Annotated in this window: 7 protein-coding genes; 2 read left to right on the top strand and 5 right to left on the bottom strand. The window is 58.7% G+C overall.

All coding sequences use genetic code 11. The features are described 5' to 3' along the window. Positions 1-295: 295 nt before the first annotated feature. Positions 296-1,159, top strand: coding sequence for a hypothetical protein (locus VG146_22615; GenBank protein ID HEV2395154.1), 864 nt, complete (start codon positions 296-298; stop codon positions 1,157-1,159). Here the strand turns inward: VG146_22615 and VG146_22610 are convergent. Together VG146_22610 and VG146_22605 are read right to left on the bottom strand one after the other, a co-directional pair. Next, positions 1,134-4,598, bottom strand: a complete 3,465-nt coding sequence (locus VG146_22610; GenBank protein ID HEV2395153.1) for a PD-(D/E)XK nuclease family protein — start codon at positions 4,596-4,598, stop codon at positions 1,134-1,136. The genes VG146_22615 and VG146_22610 overlap by 26 nt on opposite strands. 17 nt (positions 4,599-4,615) lie before the next feature. Beyond that, entirely contained in the window at positions 4,616-6,430 is a 1,815-nt protein-coding gene (locus VG146_22605; GenBank protein HEV2395152.1) for a glucoamylase family protein, read from the bottom strand. Between the two features lie 216 nt (positions 6,431-6,646). Between VG146_22605 and VG146_22600 the strand changes: the two genes are divergently transcribed. After that, a complete protein-coding gene (locus tag VG146_22600) occupies positions 6,647-9,334 on the top strand; it encodes a hypothetical protein (GenBank protein ID HEV2395151.1) in 2,688 nt (895 codons plus the stop codon). 22 nt (positions 9,335-9,356) lie between these two features. On the opposite strand, the gene VG146_22595 is transcribed toward VG146_22600, so the two are convergent. The 3 genes from VG146_22595 to VG146_22585 are packed head-to-tail and all read right to left on the bottom strand — an operon-like array spanning position 9,357 to position 15,733. Continuing rightward, positions 9,357-11,702 carry a glycoside hydrolase family 95 protein gene (locus VG146_22595; protein HEV2395150.1) on the bottom strand — a complete coding sequence of 782 codons (2,346 nt, stop codon included), beginning with the start codon at positions 11,700-11,702 and terminating at the stop codon, positions 9,357-9,359. A gap of 36 nt (positions 11,703-11,738) precedes the next feature. Continuing rightward, the gene (locus VG146_22590) at positions 11,739-13,070 is read right to left on the bottom strand and encodes an MFS transporter (GenBank protein ID HEV2395149.1); all 1,332 of its coding nucleotides are present in this window, start codon (positions 13,068-13,070) and stop codon (positions 11,739-11,741) included. 20 nt (positions 13,071-13,090) lie between these two features. Beyond that, positions 13,091-15,733 (bottom strand): DUF4965 domain-containing protein, encoded by a 2,643-nt coding sequence (locus VG146_22585; protein HEV2395148.1) that lies wholly within the window; start codon positions 15,731-15,733, stop codon positions 13,091-13,093. Positions 15,734-15,744: the final 11 nt, after the last annotated feature.

Genomic DNA, 15,744 nt, shown 5'->3' with positions numbered 1-15,744 from the left:
CAATAACCTGGTGCGGATTGCGTGGTCCACCAATTTCCCGGGTGAGACCTTGCAATACTCGACATCGCCGACGGGGCCCTGGACCGACCTCAATCTGCCGGTAACCATCGAAGGCAACCAATACGTTGTTTATGACGCCATTGCCACACGCCCCAGGTACTACCGGCTCTATCCGTAAGGATGGTTAGAGCGCGTTTACTTAAATCCCTATTGCCGAACGGCTTCGTTCCCGCTACAAGGATGTATGACCCTGGGCCACTGATGGGCAGTGGCCTCGTAGAGACGTGCTTACCGGGTGAAAATTAATTCGCTAATACAGAAGATCGGGAATCGCGCAGCAGCCCTGGCAGGGCGTAAGCCGAAGGCCAGCGGGCCGCCGGTCCTGCTGGACCCGATGCGCTTTCCTTATGGGCCGTTCCGGTTCAAGGCATCGCTGGCAAAGGGAATAGAGTATCGCGTCCTGGCCTCGACGGATTTGCGGACGTGGAACGCGCTCATGCACGGCACGGCCAGCGAGGCGACAATCGAGGTCATCGATTCAGAAGCCTTCAAATTTACCTACCGCTTTTACCATATGACCGCGGCCGACCGGCTCTCGGAAAACGTCATCGGCTACGCGTCCGTGTCGCTGCCCCCAGGCTTTTCCATGATTGCCAATCCGTTCCACACCAACCGAACCGTCAGCCAGACGTTCGAACGCTGGCCGGACGGCACAACCCTGAACCGGTTCGATACGCGCCTGTTCCGCCTTTCGGAGAATGCTATCAAAGGCGGCAAATGGAGCAATCCGACGGAGCGCCTCTTGCCGGGAGAAGGCGCCATTTTTTTCAATCCGACCTCGGATTACAAATCCGCCAGTTTTGTGGGAGAGGTTTTGCAGGGGCAGTTGTCGCAGCCGGTGCCCTCAGGCTTTTCCATTCGCAGTTCGCTGGTGCCCCAGGCCGGGAACCTCCAGGACGATCTCCATTTCCCCATCACCAATGGCGACGTGATTCACTTGTTTGATCGGGACGGCCAGAAGTATGTGTTGCATCCTTATGCGGATGGCAAATGGACCGCAGGGCCTCCTATCATTGGCGTGGGGGAATCGTTCTGGGTGGCTAAAACAAAGCCAGGCAATTGGATCCGCAGCTTCAGGTTGGAGAAGCCGATGCCGTAGCGTTTGTTTTGCGCAGCACGCGGAAATGATGAGTCCAGCGGTCAATGCGGCAGACCGACTGGTAGCTGCATTGGTCGCAAGCGGTGGTCGAGTTTTTGCGGTACGGATCAATCGCAACGTCCCCGGCGTAAATCCGGCGCCCCATTTCTTTTAAATTCGTTTCTACGGAGTCGAGCAGGGCCTGGAATGCTGCAGAATCCATGGCCTCACGCGAGGACCTATAAATTCCGCCCTGGTTGTTCCGTTTGTAGTTGAGCTGGTCCCCCTCGCGCGCGCCGGGACGGGCGTCGAGTTGGGGCAAGGCCCGCGTGTCAAAACGGCCCGTGTGGCGGTAGGCCAGCTTGCGGGCCTGTTCCGGAGCGGCCAGCGCTTCAGTCCGGTTTTCCTCCGCCTCGCGCTTGCCCCGCAGGTTAACATAGAAAACACCCGCAGGAACCAGCCGCGCCGCGCCGAACGTGGTCAGCGGGTCAGGCCAATGCCGCAACACGTTCAGGTACCCCAGCAATTGCAATTGCAGGCCGTGCTCAACGAAAACCGGGTCCAATTGTTTGTGGTTGGATTTATAATCTACCACGACGCATAAGGCCTCGTTGCCCCCCGGAATTCGCCAAAGATCGATGCGGTCAATTCGCCCGCGCAGTTCCAGCCGGCGCCCAGAGTCCAAAGGCACAACCCACGGCGGGGCCTCACCCTCGCTGCCAAAGGGCAACTCGACCTCCACAGGGTCGAACTGGTACTGCCCGGCCATCCAGCCGGTCAATGTTTCAACAAAATCCTGCAGCGTCTCGGTTAAGAGCCGTGCCATGAACCGGGTCTTTTCATTTGATTCGAGCAAGCCGTCGCGGTAGCTGGCCGTCAGGCCTTTGGCTGCCTGGCCAAGACGCTGGCGCGCCTCGGCGGGTGAGATGTCGCGCCAGCGTCTGCCTTCCCGGCGCAACTGCTCATGGAATAATGCCAGCACATCATGCTGAAAACTCCCTTGCTCCCTTACATCCAGCTCGAATAGCTGGCGCTCTTGGGCGCGCAAGCCCGAATGAACAAAAAATCTGAAGGGGCAGGCAGCGAATTGTTCGAGGCGGCTGACCGAGGTCCGCAGAGCGGGACCGTACAAACGGGTGGCCAGTTCGGGGTCAAGGGCCTCGCCGGCTTTTGGATTTTGGAAATGGCCCATTTCGCGCAGCATTGAAGCTACTTCGGGCAACTCGACCAGTGAGTTGGGGCCAGCCGGTGGTTCAACATCCGCCTCTTGTCGATTTTCCGAGGCCAACGACTCAATCTTTAAAAAGGACGGGATAAGTTCCACGACATGCTCGGCCTCATGCCAGTCGAGGGTCTGGCGAACCGTATCGAGTTTAATGGACGGGAAGAGTTGACGGATGCGCGACAGGAAAGGTGAAGGGTTGAGCGGCGCCCCGCGGGAATCGCAGGATGCCCAGGTGATAACCAGCCGTTCTCTCGGGCGGGTGAAGGCGATGTAGGCGTGATACCACTCGGCTGCGAGGTGCTGGCGGGATGTGGCGCCCAGGAGTACATTGCTTCGCTCCAGTTCGTGCCGGTCGCTCTCTGTGAGCAGCCCGCCCGCCGTGGTGTGGCAGGGGAAAAGGGTCTCATTCATCCCGAGCACCAGGGCGAGCCTGACATCCGGGTTGCGCGACCTATCGACCGCGCCAATCAGCACCTGGTCCAGGGCCGGTGGAATGAGCCCCACCGTCAGGTTGGCGAGTCCAGCTTCGAGAATGGGCAGCCACTCGCGCAACGAGAGCGCCTCGCCAGGAAATGCCAGTTCGACGTTATCGAGCCAGGCATTCATCTGGTCCCAAACGGTTGTGTGCACCGATCCGGGCAGGCGGAACCTGGCGCCACTGGCGTCATTTGCTGTCCAGTCCTCAAGCCGGGCTTCTATTTTTAAACTGCGCCACAATTCGCGCAGCGCCTGGGCCAATTGCGGGCCGGTGGGTTTGGTGTCGCACAAGGCCATGCCCAATGCGAGCCGTTGAAAGGGCGGCACGAGCTGTGTTTGCAGGCGGGCCAGCCATTGGCTGAGGGCGGGGTCCTCCGGGATGTGGACCGGCTTTTGCCAGATTGTCCCCTGCCAGCCCCGTGCCAGCGCTTCATTCTCTAACCGATCAATCTCCTCTTCTCGGGCCGGCGCCAGCCCGGTCTTGAGCGCCGCAAACCAATCCTCGCGCTGCCAATGGAAGGCGACCGTACGCAAGGCGCTGCGGGTCAGTTCCGCCAGCGGGTGATGCGCGACTGATTCGCGCCGATCCAGAAAAAATGGAATCTCGTACCGTGAAAAGATTCGCTGAAACGATTGATAGTAAGGCTCGAGTTGGCGGACCAGCACCATGACCTCGCGATAGCGCCCGCCACCCCGCACAAAGCGCAACACCTCACGCGCTGCATGGATGACCTCCGCCTCCGGGTCCGGGCACGCGACCAGGCTCAGGCCCGGTGTTTCAATCGAGCCTTCCTCGCTCCGATACGGCTGTGGCGTTGGCCAGAATCGTTCCAGATGCTGCAAAACAGACTTCCCGCAAAACCGGTTCTTGCCGGCTTCCCGAGGCAATGTCTCCACTGCAAGCTCAGCCCCGGGCAAGAGGGCCAGTCGTTTCCGGCAGTTCTCAAAAGTTCGCCGGATGCCCGACCATGGGGAGAGCCATGAGCTTTGTCCCGTGGCTTCGGGATCGAGGCACAATGAGATGGCAGCCTGTTGGCAATGCAACACCAGCGCGGCCAGGAAATCCAATTCCTGCTGGGAAAACTCCGCGAAACCATCAACCCAAATCGAATGGATTAGGCCTCCTCCGGCTGCGCCATAGACTCCAGAAGCGTTGAATAAGGATTTCCCAATTGCGGCTCGGGTCATTAGCGCCTCAGTTGCCGCAGCCAAAACGGAATCTGTGTCCAACAAATCATGCCCTTTAAGCCAATTGAGATACTCCGCCAGCAGGACGGCCAAGTCCTGGAGTTTAAAGCTTAACCCCTCGCTCTGGCTCATCTGCGCGGCCAACGCGCGCAGGGAATCGGGCGTGAGTTGGTTGCGTTGCAGGTCGCGCAGAACCAGGCTGAGCTGCTGCGCAAAGCCGGTCAGCCGCGCGCTGGCGCGAAACAGCTTTAAATCGTCGCGCTTTCGCGCGAGCAATCCGCGCAAGACCATGAGCCGGCCTTCCTCATCGAGCATGTTGGGCGAAGGCTGCTCGAGCCAATCGAAGGTGAACCAGGCGAGCCGCTCAAAGGAGAGAATTTGTAAACGGGTATAGCCTTCCAGCGTCGGCTCACTCAGGAGCCGGCGCTCCAGTTGGTAGGTGGTATGCTTTGGGGCCACCAGCAACAACGGCGCTCCGGCAGGCGCGCCCAATAGCGCCTCACGAATCTCCGCCAGGCATCGATAGGTCTTTCCACTCCCCGCCGGCCCCAATAAGAAACGGATGCGCACGCGTGATGTTCTTAAAGCTACGGTGTGCCGAACTGGACCACCCGATAGAACCTTTGGGTGGCGTTGGTCGGCGCCAGGGACGTGCCGGGCGGCCCGTTATCGGTCCAGGTTGCTGTTGTATTCGTCGCGAGCTGTTCGCCCAGGGGCGAGGTAAACCAGCCCTCCAGGTCGGGTGACCATTCCACCTGATACGCGCGTCCGGTCAAGGCGGCCCAACTCAGGTTCACTGCGTCCTGGCTCCAGATGGGCTGGAGTGTGGGATTCATGAACGAGAGCGGGACGAATCCAGCCCGTTGCATCCCGCGTTGGACTTCGGGATTGCGCATAATGAGCCGCCAGACATTTTGCGTGCGATAGTTCTCGATCATAATCACGATCGGCCCCTGGTCGATGCCCAGCTCATCCGACCCATACCATTGAGCGCCTAGATTGAAAGCGTCCCGGAATCCGTATGCAGTCCAAATCCGCGGGCGAAAATGGCTGTAGAAATACCGCAAAGTTGGCAGAGAAAGCTCCGGCGTGAAAGCCATCGAGCCTCCTGCCGCGGTGGGAGCGACGGTGCCGTCGTCAAGCCCTGCCGGGGCGCCGCGAGCGTTATACCCGCTGGGCCCGTCACAAGCCGTCAATCCCCACACGTTGCTGCTGTAGCCCACTTCCGCCTTCGGATTTGCAATGCAGTACTGCTGCTGGACCAGGCTGGCACGACGCGAGTTCTCGAAATAGGTGGTGTTGTGGCTGTTCATGAAGGCGTCGGCGACATGCCGGAAATCAATCCAGCAATGGGAATATTGGTGCACGAACAATGGCGGCAGGGGCACATAGGAATACCCGTAATAAGTGGCCCAGGTATAACCGCTGGTCCAACGGCTCCACGCCGAAGCCGGCAGGGGATTGGTCGCGGTCCCCAGGCCCAGGATATAGATGAGCATCGCCTCGTCATAACCCACCCAGTTGCCGTAACCTTGGAAACCGGAGCCGGGCGCCCAACCCATTGCCACCGCGTCGGTGCCTTGTGCCATCCAGGCCCAGTTGACTCGATTGAAAATTGCGTCAGCGGCGGTTCGAATGGCCGTTTCATCGGCGTTGGCGCCGTTGAAATACTGCTTGGAATAAAGAATGCCGGCCAGCAACAGAGCCGTGTCGATGGAAGACAACTCACTGGAGCCAGACCGCAGGGCGGTATTCATATCGAGGAAGTGATAAAACCAGCCGTTGTAACCGATGACTCCTGTGCTGCCGGCTCCCTGCGACCCTAGAAGAAAGGTGTTCAACGTGGTCAAAACGCGCGCCACGCCTTGAGTGCGTGAAATCCAACCGTGATCGATGCCGATGCCAATCGCCGTCAGCCCGAACCCCACGGCCGCGATGCTGCAGGCCGACCCCGCTGCGCTCCGGTCGGGCACCAGGCCATTATTCGGATTTGCCAGATACCAGAAATAATCGAAATTGGCCGCCTGCACGTAATCGAGGAAATCGTCATCGCTGGCGAAGGGATGGGGTGCTGCGGTAATTATTGCCGAGGGCGGGCTTTCCTGTGAAGAGGTATCCACCGCAGTAGCGTAATAAACGTTTGTCTGGCCATCGCTGACGCTTAAATCGCAATAACCAGGTGAGGTCAGCAAAGTCGAGGTGAGCAGTGTGAAACTTGCTCCGCTATTCTGTGAACGATAGACCCGATAGCCTGCAAGGGTGGGATCGATCACTTTGTCCCAGTGCAAGACCAGGCTCAGGTCGCCTGTGCGGACAATCAGGCCTGCAGGGGCTTGGATGGCAGAGGCGATGGGCGCAGCGGCGGCCAGGAAAAGAAAGCACAAAAACAGCGGTCGTTTCATTTGCATGCGGCCCGAATTGTATGCCAGCATATCACCCCCGGAGCGCCAACTTCAAATGAAAAGGGCATCGACCGCCAGGAGCAGACGTTTCTTTAATTCTTGAGATTTGAGGGTTCCCCGGGTCCGCCCATAAAGATTGACAGATGACGGTCTGCTTGGCATGGTACAGCCGCTCCTTCGCGTTAAGCGCGTGTTGGAAGCGAACCAATGCTGTGTATGAAAACAAAATCCCCATCCTGCAGCGATCGCCCCGCTCAGCAAAGGGGGGCCTTGAATTTGAAGCGGCCCATCTTTTTGGCTTTAATTGCGATGATGTTCCTGGCCCGCCATACGGAGGCGGCCAATCTGCTTATCAACCCGAGTTTTGAGCAAAATAGCGGCCATGTCCTGCCGATTGGGTGGACCCGTTTTGCGCCACCCAATGCCCAGACATTCGGCAACTATTGGGTCGAGCCGCCGGCTCAGAGTGGGCTGGTTGGGTGGAAGCAGTGGGGGGCTTCTTACCTGCCCGCTCCAACCAACAACGTGGCGGGCATTTACCAGGACTTCAGCAGCGCCCCAGGCTCCACCTACCAAGCCGGCGGTTGGTTTTATACCAAGAGCACAGATACATTGGGCCCTGATTGTTATGTTTGGATGGAAGTTTCCTTTCGCGATGCCGGCGGCAACCTTCTGGCGTTGTATAAATCAGATAGTTTCTCAGCGAGTGTTGGAACGGATGCTTGGTTCCAATATCAGGTCACGAATGCCTGCGACGTATCGTCGCCGGTGCCTACGGGCGATCCCTACTTCACCACCTACGCCGTGACTGGCACGGTGAGCCAATTGGTGGCGCCGATAGGCGCCAAAACAGTCCGCTACACCTACGCCTACCTCCAGGCCGGAAGCGAGAGCGGCTCTTGCTATTTTGACAGTGCCGTTCTGGACCAGGTTAGCGGCGCCGTTCCCCCCAGCATCGGCAGCCTCTTCCCGCAAAACATGATTTTTGTCAATCCCAGTGACGGCCTGACGTTCAACGTAAGTTCACCCAGCGGCTTTACGATCCCGAGCAGCGGGATCGATGTTACCCTCAATGGCATGGATATCTCTTCAAACCTGGTCATCAGCGGGTCCACCTCCAACAAAAACGTCGCCTACTACGGCCTGCAATCCAATTCCACCTACACCGCCTCCATTACGGCGACCGACAGTTTTGGTTTAACCGCCTCTGCCAATACTTATTTCGAGACCGCCTGGGTCGGCATCCCGCCCATTTTGTATTTGTGGGAAGCCGAAGATTTCGATTTCACCAACGGGATGTACATCGATTTCCCACAACTCTGCGACGCGCCTGGCAATCCGAACTGTTACTTTGGGACGGTCGGGGTCGAAGGTGTGGACGAGCATAACCTGCACATCGGTCCGACGCACCTCTACCGGCCTGATGACCCGATGGGCACCGTGATTTCCGGCGATTACTTGCGCAAAGACCACGTCCTTGCCGGGGTCCAGGATTACAGGCTCGACCCGTTCAACAGCGGCGAGTGGGTCAATTATACGCGGGACTGGTCCAACGCCACCTATTGGGTCATTGGCCGCCTTTCAACCGACGTGAGTTTGTCTGGTTCGCTTACGTTGAGCACTGTCAATCCCGATTCCTCGACGACAGACCTCGGCACGTTTACCATTGCCAATGGCAAAGGTTGGACGAGCTTCGAGAACATCTTTCTCAGGGACACCAACGGCAACATCGCCAATGTGACGCTGAATGGCAAAACCACCCTGCGCGTCACCAGCGGGGGCAATCTCCTGCCCAATTTCTTCGCGCTTGTGGCAGGCGAGATCGATCTGCCCATCCTCAACAACCTCTATCCGACCGGCGCGCATCCTTTCGAATACACCAATGCGCTGAGTTTCAATGTGACAACAATCGGGGCCACTTTCCCGGCCGGGTCGATCAAAGTTGTCGTGGATGGCAGCGACGTTTCCTCTGACCTGGTGATTGCCGGGTCCAGTTCAAGCAACAGCGTCGCCTTTCCGGGCCTCCTGCCGAACGCCGTACACACCGCCATTATCACTATCACCAACTCTCTCGGTCACGGCATCGCCGTCACCAATGCTTTCGACACTTTCAGCCAGGATAATTTCATGTTCGAAGCGGAGGATTTCGACTATGGCGCCGGCCAGTTTGTCACCAACTGGATACCCGATGCCTATGACGACAGCATCTATCCGAGAGCCCAGGCTGTAACCAATATCGATTTCCAACATTCCCCAATCAGCGGCGAGCAGTTCCAATACCGTTCCGACGGCATCCCGCAGGAGCAGGCGCAGGATTATCTCCGCGATGTCTTCGTCAATTTTGGCGCATTTGATTATCACCTGGCTTGGTTCGGCATCGGCGACTGGGCTAACTACACACGGGATTATCCGGCCGGCACTTTCTATATCTATGCGCGCTCAGCCGGTCTCGGGCCATACTCGATGGATTTGGCCCAGGTGCTCCGAGGAGCAGGGACGACCAACCAGGTCACCAGTCATTTAGGCCGTTGGGGCGCTGTCGGGCAGGGGAACCAGACGCATACGTGGGTGATGTTGACCGATGATGGCCTGGCGGCCCCGGCCCTCGTGAGCCTGAATGGCGCCACCACCCTGCGGCTCTCGACCTCGACCGGCCTTTGTTACCCGAATTATTTCATGCTCGTGCCGGCCTCCGGCGTCAGCCTGTCCGCCAAGGTTTCCGGCAGCAGCGTGCTGGTCTCGGTGCCGACCCTGGCCGGCGTGACGTACCGCGTTTTTTACCGCAACGACTTGTCGAGCGGCAACTGGACTCTTCTGACCACGCTGCTCGGCGATGGCACAGTTAAATCCATCACCGACTCATCCACTGCCGCGCAACGGTTCTATAAAGTGGTCACGCCGTAAGAGCCGATCGAAAAAGGCAGAATCAGAGTCTGCGTAATTCGCCGTCAAAGGAATACGACCTTCCACGGCGGGTTGATAACTCGACCATCTTTTCTCCGAGCCGCAGCCTGCAGGGATTGCCCAGCAGGGAACGGACGGTGGCGCGGGTCAGCTTCCCATCGCGCCAGGTTAAATCCATCTCGAACCCGCCGCGCGCTCTTAAGCCTTTGACCGACCCGCTCGGCCAGGCGCTAGGCAGGGCCGGTAGCAACTCGACATCCCGCTCTCCCTCTATTCTCGATGTGCCTCGGCTGCCGTCGTCTTGCGCAGTTTTGGACTGGACCTCATGACTCTGGAGAAGCATTTCGGCTATGCCGGCTGTGCCGCCGAAATTGCCGTCAATCTGGAAGGGCGGATGCGCGTCGAACAGATTGGGAAAAGTGTTCCCCGAAAGCGCCTCGGCCAGCATCTTGTGCGCGTGGTCCCCGTCTTGGAACCTGGCCCAGAAATTGATTTTCCAGGCCTTGCTCCAGCCGGTTCCGCCGTCGCCACGGAAAATGAGCGATTGCTTTGCCGCCGCGCACAGTTCGGGCGTTCCGCGCGGGGTGATCTCCCAGCCGGGATACACCGCCCATAAATGGGAGCAATGCCGGTGTTGGTTATTTGGATCATCCTTGTCTTCGAGCCATTCCTGGAGTTGGTGATATTTGCCGATTTGGTTCGGAGCGATTTGGCGGCGCATCGTGGTGAGCTTGGCGGCGAGGTCCGCGTCCACGCCCAGCAAGGTCGCTGCCTGGGCTGTGTTGGCGAACAGGTCGCGAATGATCTGATGGTCCATCGTCGGGCCCATAACCAAACCGCCTTCCTCAGGGGAGTTGGACGGCCCGCTTATGAGCCAGCCGGTTTTGGGGTCGCGCACGAGGAAATCGGTGAAAAACAGGGCAGCCTCTTTCATGATGGGATAGGCGCGGGTCTTCAGGAATTCGGTGTCGCCCGTGAACAGGTAGTGGTCCCAGAGATGATGGCAAAGCCAGGCCCCGCCGGTGACCCAGATGCCGTGATTTGAGGCGTTGATGGGCGCCGTGCCGCGCCAGATGTCCGTGTTGTGGTGCAGGACCCAGCCACGCGCATTATAATGAGCTTTAGCCGTCTTTTCACCCGTCACAGCGCAATCAGCAATCAAATCAAACAACGGCTCGGCGCATTCGGACAAATTGCAGACCTCCGCCGGCCAGTAGTTCATTTCGGTATTGATGTTGACGGTCCACTTACTGTCCCAGGGCGGTTCCAGTTTATCGTTCCAAAGGCCCTGGAGATTGGCCGGCTCTCCCCCGGGCCGGCTGCTGGCGATCAGCAGATAGCGGCCAAACTGAAAATAAAGGGTCGCAAGCTGCGGGTCAGATTCTGTAGCCGCCTGCTTGAGGCGCTGATTGGTCGGAAGCTGGCAGGCCTCGGAGGAACCGAGATCAAGCGCCACTCGACGGAATAGCTTCTGGTAATCGGCCTCGTGTCTCCTTAGCAGGGTGGCGAGGCTCTTTCCCGCAATCGCCTTCATAACGGCCTCGCACCGTTCCGCCGGGTCGGCGCTGATATCGTGGTAATTCCTGAAACTTGTGGCGGCTGAAAGCCAAATCAGGGCCGAGTCGGCCCCTTGAACGCTAATGACATCGTCGTTTACGGTTATCTTGCCGCCACGCGCGATAACCCGGACACGTGATTCGAAGCGGATGCCGCCCGATTGGACTTCGCCAACTAATGCAAGTTGATCGCCACCGCGCCTCAAAATCCGAGCCGCTGCATGCGGGCTGTCGAGCTTGGCGATGAAACCAACCTTGCCCCGCTTGTCTGCCTCGATCGAACAGACAATCACCCGGTCCGGATAACTCGCAAAAAAGCGCCGCTCAAATCGCACACCGCCGGCTTCATAGCTGACCTTGGCGACGGCGGTTTCCAGATTGAGCTCGCGCCGGTAATTAATGGCATTGGTGTGGCCGGGGAAGAATAGGCGCAGGTCGCCGAAAGGCTGGTAGGCTTTTTGGTGAAGCGGCACGCTCATGAACTGGTTCTCGGCGAGGTCCTCGGCTTCCTTCTGTTTGCCCTCAAACAGCAGTTGCCTGATCGTTGGCAGGTACTTGGCCGCACCCTCGTGCTGGTATTCATGCGGCTGCCCGGTCCAGAGAGTGTCCTCGTTAAGCTGGAGGCGCTCGGTTGTGACGCCACCAAAGACCATGGCCCCAAGCTGTCCATTGCCAATAGGAATGGCCTCGACCCACTTTTCGGCGGGTTTGGTGTACCAGAGAGTCAAGGAAGACGAGGCGGTGACCGAGCAAAGAGAGGATGCCAGCAAAAGCGCAGCGCGGAAAGAAGTGGCTCGAAATAAAAAGTTCATAATTGCGACTGCAGCGTGCGGGATAAGCGCCCTTTTTTACAACTCGATTGGTTCGTAACGCGGCGCCAGGAGGTGATTCAGGACGAAGGCCACCACGTACGCGCACGCGCAAATGCCGAACAGGATGGCATAGCCCGCCCGAATATTCTGGACTGCTTTGAAATGGTCCAGCATCCCCCCGGCAACGATTGGAAAGATAAAACCACCGACCGACCCAGCCATTCCGCCGATGCCAACCACGGAAGCGACAGCCTGGCTGGGAAACATATCCGATACCGTCGTAAAGAGGTTGGCAGACCAGGCCTGGTGCGCCGAGGCCGCCACGCCAATGAGCAACACCGCCGCCCAATCACCTACCCGGCTGACGGCCAGGACCGGCACCACGCAGAGGGCGAAGATGAGCATCCCGGTTTTGCGAGCGCGGGTGACGCTCCAGCCCTTTTGGGTGAGATAGCCGGTTATCCACCCGCCAAAAATACTCAGCACGGTGACGATCCCATAAATCGTCACGAGATGAATCCAGCTCTTGCGGATGTCCAGGCCGCGCGTCTGCCTGAAAAAATCCGGCAACCAAATCAGGAAAAACCACCAAACAGGGTCCGTGAGAAACTTGGCCAAAATGAACGACCAGGTTTGGCGGTATCTCAGCAGGCCCAGCCAAGAGACCTTTTGATGAACCTCTTGCCTGGCATCCGCTATCATATCGAGCTCCGCTTGAGTTACATACCGGCTTTTATCGGGCGCATCATAAAAGGGAATCCAAAGAAAGAGCCAAAGCAGCCCGGCTGCGCCGGCGGCCAGGAAGGTGGATTGCCAGCCCCACGCAAAAGCCATTGCCGGAATAAGCAGCGGCGCAATCAATGGTCCGACATTGGTGCCGGCGTTGAAGATGCTGGTTGCAAACGCCCGCTCGCGTTTGGGGAACCACAGCGCCACGGCCTTCACCGCAGAAGGGAAGTTACCCGACTCGCCCAAACCGAGGGCGGCGCGGGCGGCGAGGAACCCGCTGACACTGCCCACCAGGGCATGGGAAGCCGCCGCGACGCTCCAGGCGGCGATGGACACTGCGTAACCGAGCTTGGTGCCGAACCGGTCCACAAACCATCCGAAGCCCAGCAGGCCCAGGCCGTAGGAGAATTGGAAAGCCGAGTTTACAAACCCGAATTGCTCGTTCGTCCAGCCGATTTTTTGGTCGAGGATTTCTTTGAGCAGGGCGAGTATTTGCCGATCGATGTAATTGATAGTGGTGGCGAAAAATAACAGCGCGCAAATGACCCAGCGATAATTGGCAATGCCCCGCCTGGCGATTGAACCACCGGCGGCCCTGAGTCTTTGGCTGTCGGCGGTCCTGATCGCGGGGTCGTTCATGGTACGCCGGGTGTGGCGTCTCAGTTATTGCTCGATTGCACCTCGACCAGGCCGGCATCGATATACTGGCCGCCTGTCGTTTGATGGCAATGCACGGCCAGCACATTCTTGCCGGGTTTGAGGGCCCTCTGGGCCTTGGGCTTCATCGGGACGGTTTCATATTCTGTGATAAACCCTGGAAGCCTGGCGGCCTGCACGCCATTCAAATAAATCTCGGCGTCTTCATCGTGATGCACCCGCAACTCGATGTCAGTCCACTTGCCCGCTGGCAGCGTAAACTCGCGGCGCAGCCAGATGTCCGCCGTGTTCCACTCGGTGCGCACCACGGCGCCGGGAGTCCCCTCGGTGCCAAAACCCCCAGGGGCTTCTTTCCATGACGAGTCGTCAAAGTCGGGTTGGAACCAACCCACGGCCTGCGGTTGAGTCGTGTAGCGCCAGCCCATGGGCCGCTCTTCCGACGTGGGAATGACCACCACGATCTTGGGCGGCTTCGGAAACGGCGCCCAGTTTGCCGCTTTGGTCCTGTCGCGTTCGGCCCATTGTTTCCACCCAGCGGTATCATAGAGCATTTGAAGAAAAACTCCGCCCACGACCGAGCGTGCTTGAAAGCCGGTTTGCCGGGCGTTCTGTGTCCAAAACCAATCGGTCATTGGAACGCGGTTTGGGGTTTCATTTAAAAAACGCCAGATGGGCGCGACCAGGGCTTCAAAATCAGGGCGCTCCTGGGTCAGGGTCGCCGTCCAGAGTGTCCAGTCGAGCTTCGTATATTGTTTGCGATTATCGAGCGGCAGGCCGAACTCGTTTTGTTTGGTTTTGTAGAAGTCCATTTCTTTGCGGCGGACCGAATCGGCAAAGAGATTCAGGCCCAGGATGCGGTCCCAAACCAGATTATATTTCTGGCTCCAGGTGCCGGGCTTATCGAACGCGAGCCGGAAATGATCGCCATCATCGGCTTCCTTCACCCAACGCGCGGAAAAACTCTTGGCCAGGTTCATCAACTCGCCAGCCTCGCCTTGCTCGCCGCGCATGGCGCAAAGCTTCGCGAACGCCCCCAGGCCGCAGATGGCCTTGGCAGAGAGATTGACGTTGTGGGCCAAATGGCCGGCAAAGTCGTCGGTGCAAAGCTGGTTCTCCGGATCAAAACCTTTGGCTTTGAGGTAATCGGCCCATTTCTTGAGGACCGGCCAGTACTTCGAGCAGAAATCGGCGTTGCCTTCGACTTGGGCCAGGCCACCCAGCATCAACAGCATGTTACCAGTCTCCTCGACCGGCATCTGATCGCGCTCGGTGCGTTCGCCCCCGCCATAGACCTGTCCATTGGCCAACGGATAGGTGCCGAGATCATGCGGGGCAAAGGGCCAACGCCAGCGCGGCGAGGCAGCGTAGTCCAGGATGGGCGCCAGCATCGCCTTGGCCAATGACGGACTGAACAAAAGGAACTGCGGCGACATCGGATAAATGACATCGACTGTCCCGATGCAGCCGTTGCTGAAATTCTCCTTGGGAAACATGAGCGGCTGGCCATTGGCATCGGCCACGACTTTGTTTGCGGCGTAGCATTGGCGATAAGCCAGCGCGCAAAGCCGCGCGTATTTTTCACCACCGGCCTTTGTGAGCCCAGCCATGAAGTCCGCGTCAAACTTCTCGCATCGGCTTTTGAGTGATTCGTATTCTGCAGCGGCCTTCTTCAGGAGAGCGGCGGCGTCATCACCGTTGCGGCGCCAGTAAGGGCGGAGGTTGTGTTTAAAATACTGGATCGAATACTCGTCGTCGTAGGCAAGCATCAGCCAGCGGGAAACGGGGGCGGAGGTAATTTTGCCCAGGTTGAAATAAAATGCGAGGCGTTGAGGACCGTCGCCAGAGCCTGCCTGTTGACCGGCGGACGCCGGGAAAGGGAGTGCCCCTTGATTGGCCCAGGTTTCCGGCTGCGCCTCAGCCCAAATCCAGGCCCTCTGTCCCGAGCCACCCGATTCTGATTTGATTGGTGCGCCCTTCGCAGCCACATAAAAATGTCCCCAATCAATCCGCAAATTATCGCCCTTCTTCTCCAGCACCGGCTGGTCGAGGGAGCCGACACCCAGCACCTCCAGACCCTCGATCTGTGGCTTCACGGTTACGACCTGCTGCGATTTTGGATCGTTGACGGCGATCTCCGGGGCCGCATCGAAATAAACCTGGACCTGGTGCTCGTGCCCGTCAGTCGCCGAAGCCGCCCAGCTCAGATAAGCCAGTGGCCTCGAGTAAATCATGAGGTCATCGGGCAGTGCGGCGGTCATGAACGTGCAGGTCAACTGCACGCCTTGACCCTCAAAAGTGTAGATGGTGCGTGTGGGGAGCACCTGCAGTCCGGTTTGAGGCAGCGGGGGAACGGCGGCCGGTTCCTTGCCCAGGATGCGAAATCCCTTCCCATCAATCCGCACCAGGCTGGTGAGCCGATTCGGTTTGCCCGTCCAATGAACCGTATCGGCATCGGTCAATTTATCCGCCGGCGACCAGATGCTGAAATAAGGGTCGCAGGCGACAAGCGGCACCGAGGGGGGACGCAATGCGGAGTCGCTTTGAGCCGCAGGGGTTCGCGCTACGGCCAGCATCAGGCCTAAGGCCGCCGCCGTTGCATGGAGTATGAAGAGGGCCTTGGTTTTTGCCCGGAAGTCGAGTTTCATCCCGCACATCC

It is taken from the genome of Verrucomicrobiia bacterium (assembly GCA_035946615.1).
Classification (GTDB): Bacteria; Verrucomicrobiota; Verrucomicrobiia; order Limisphaerales; family UBA8199; genus DASYZB01.
The sequence above is the reverse complement of the archived record's forward strand: the minus strand, read 5'-3'. Positions and strand labels throughout refer to the sequence as shown.

Excerpts from the sequence above, each read along its gene's own strand:
- VG146_22600 (HEV2395151.1), top strand. The coding sequence starts at position 6,647 with ATGAAAACAAAATCCCCATCCTGCAGCGATCGCCCCGCTCAGCAAAGG.
- VG146_22590 (HEV2395149.1), bottom strand. The coding sequence starts at position 13,070 with ATGAACGACCCCGCGATCAGGACCGCCGACAGCCAAAGACTCAGGGCC.
- VG146_22585 (HEV2395148.1), bottom strand. The coding sequence starts at position 15,733 with ATGAAACTCGACTTCCGGGCAAAAACCAAGGCCCTCTTCATACTCCAT.
- VG146_22595 (HEV2395150.1), bottom strand. The coding sequence starts at position 11,702 with ATGAACTTTTTATTTCGAGCCACTTCTTTCCGCGCTGCGCTTTTGCTG.
- VG146_22605 (HEV2395152.1), bottom strand. The coding sequence starts at position 6,430 with ATGAAACGACCGCTGTTTTTGTGCTTTCTTTTCCTGGCCGCCGCTGCG.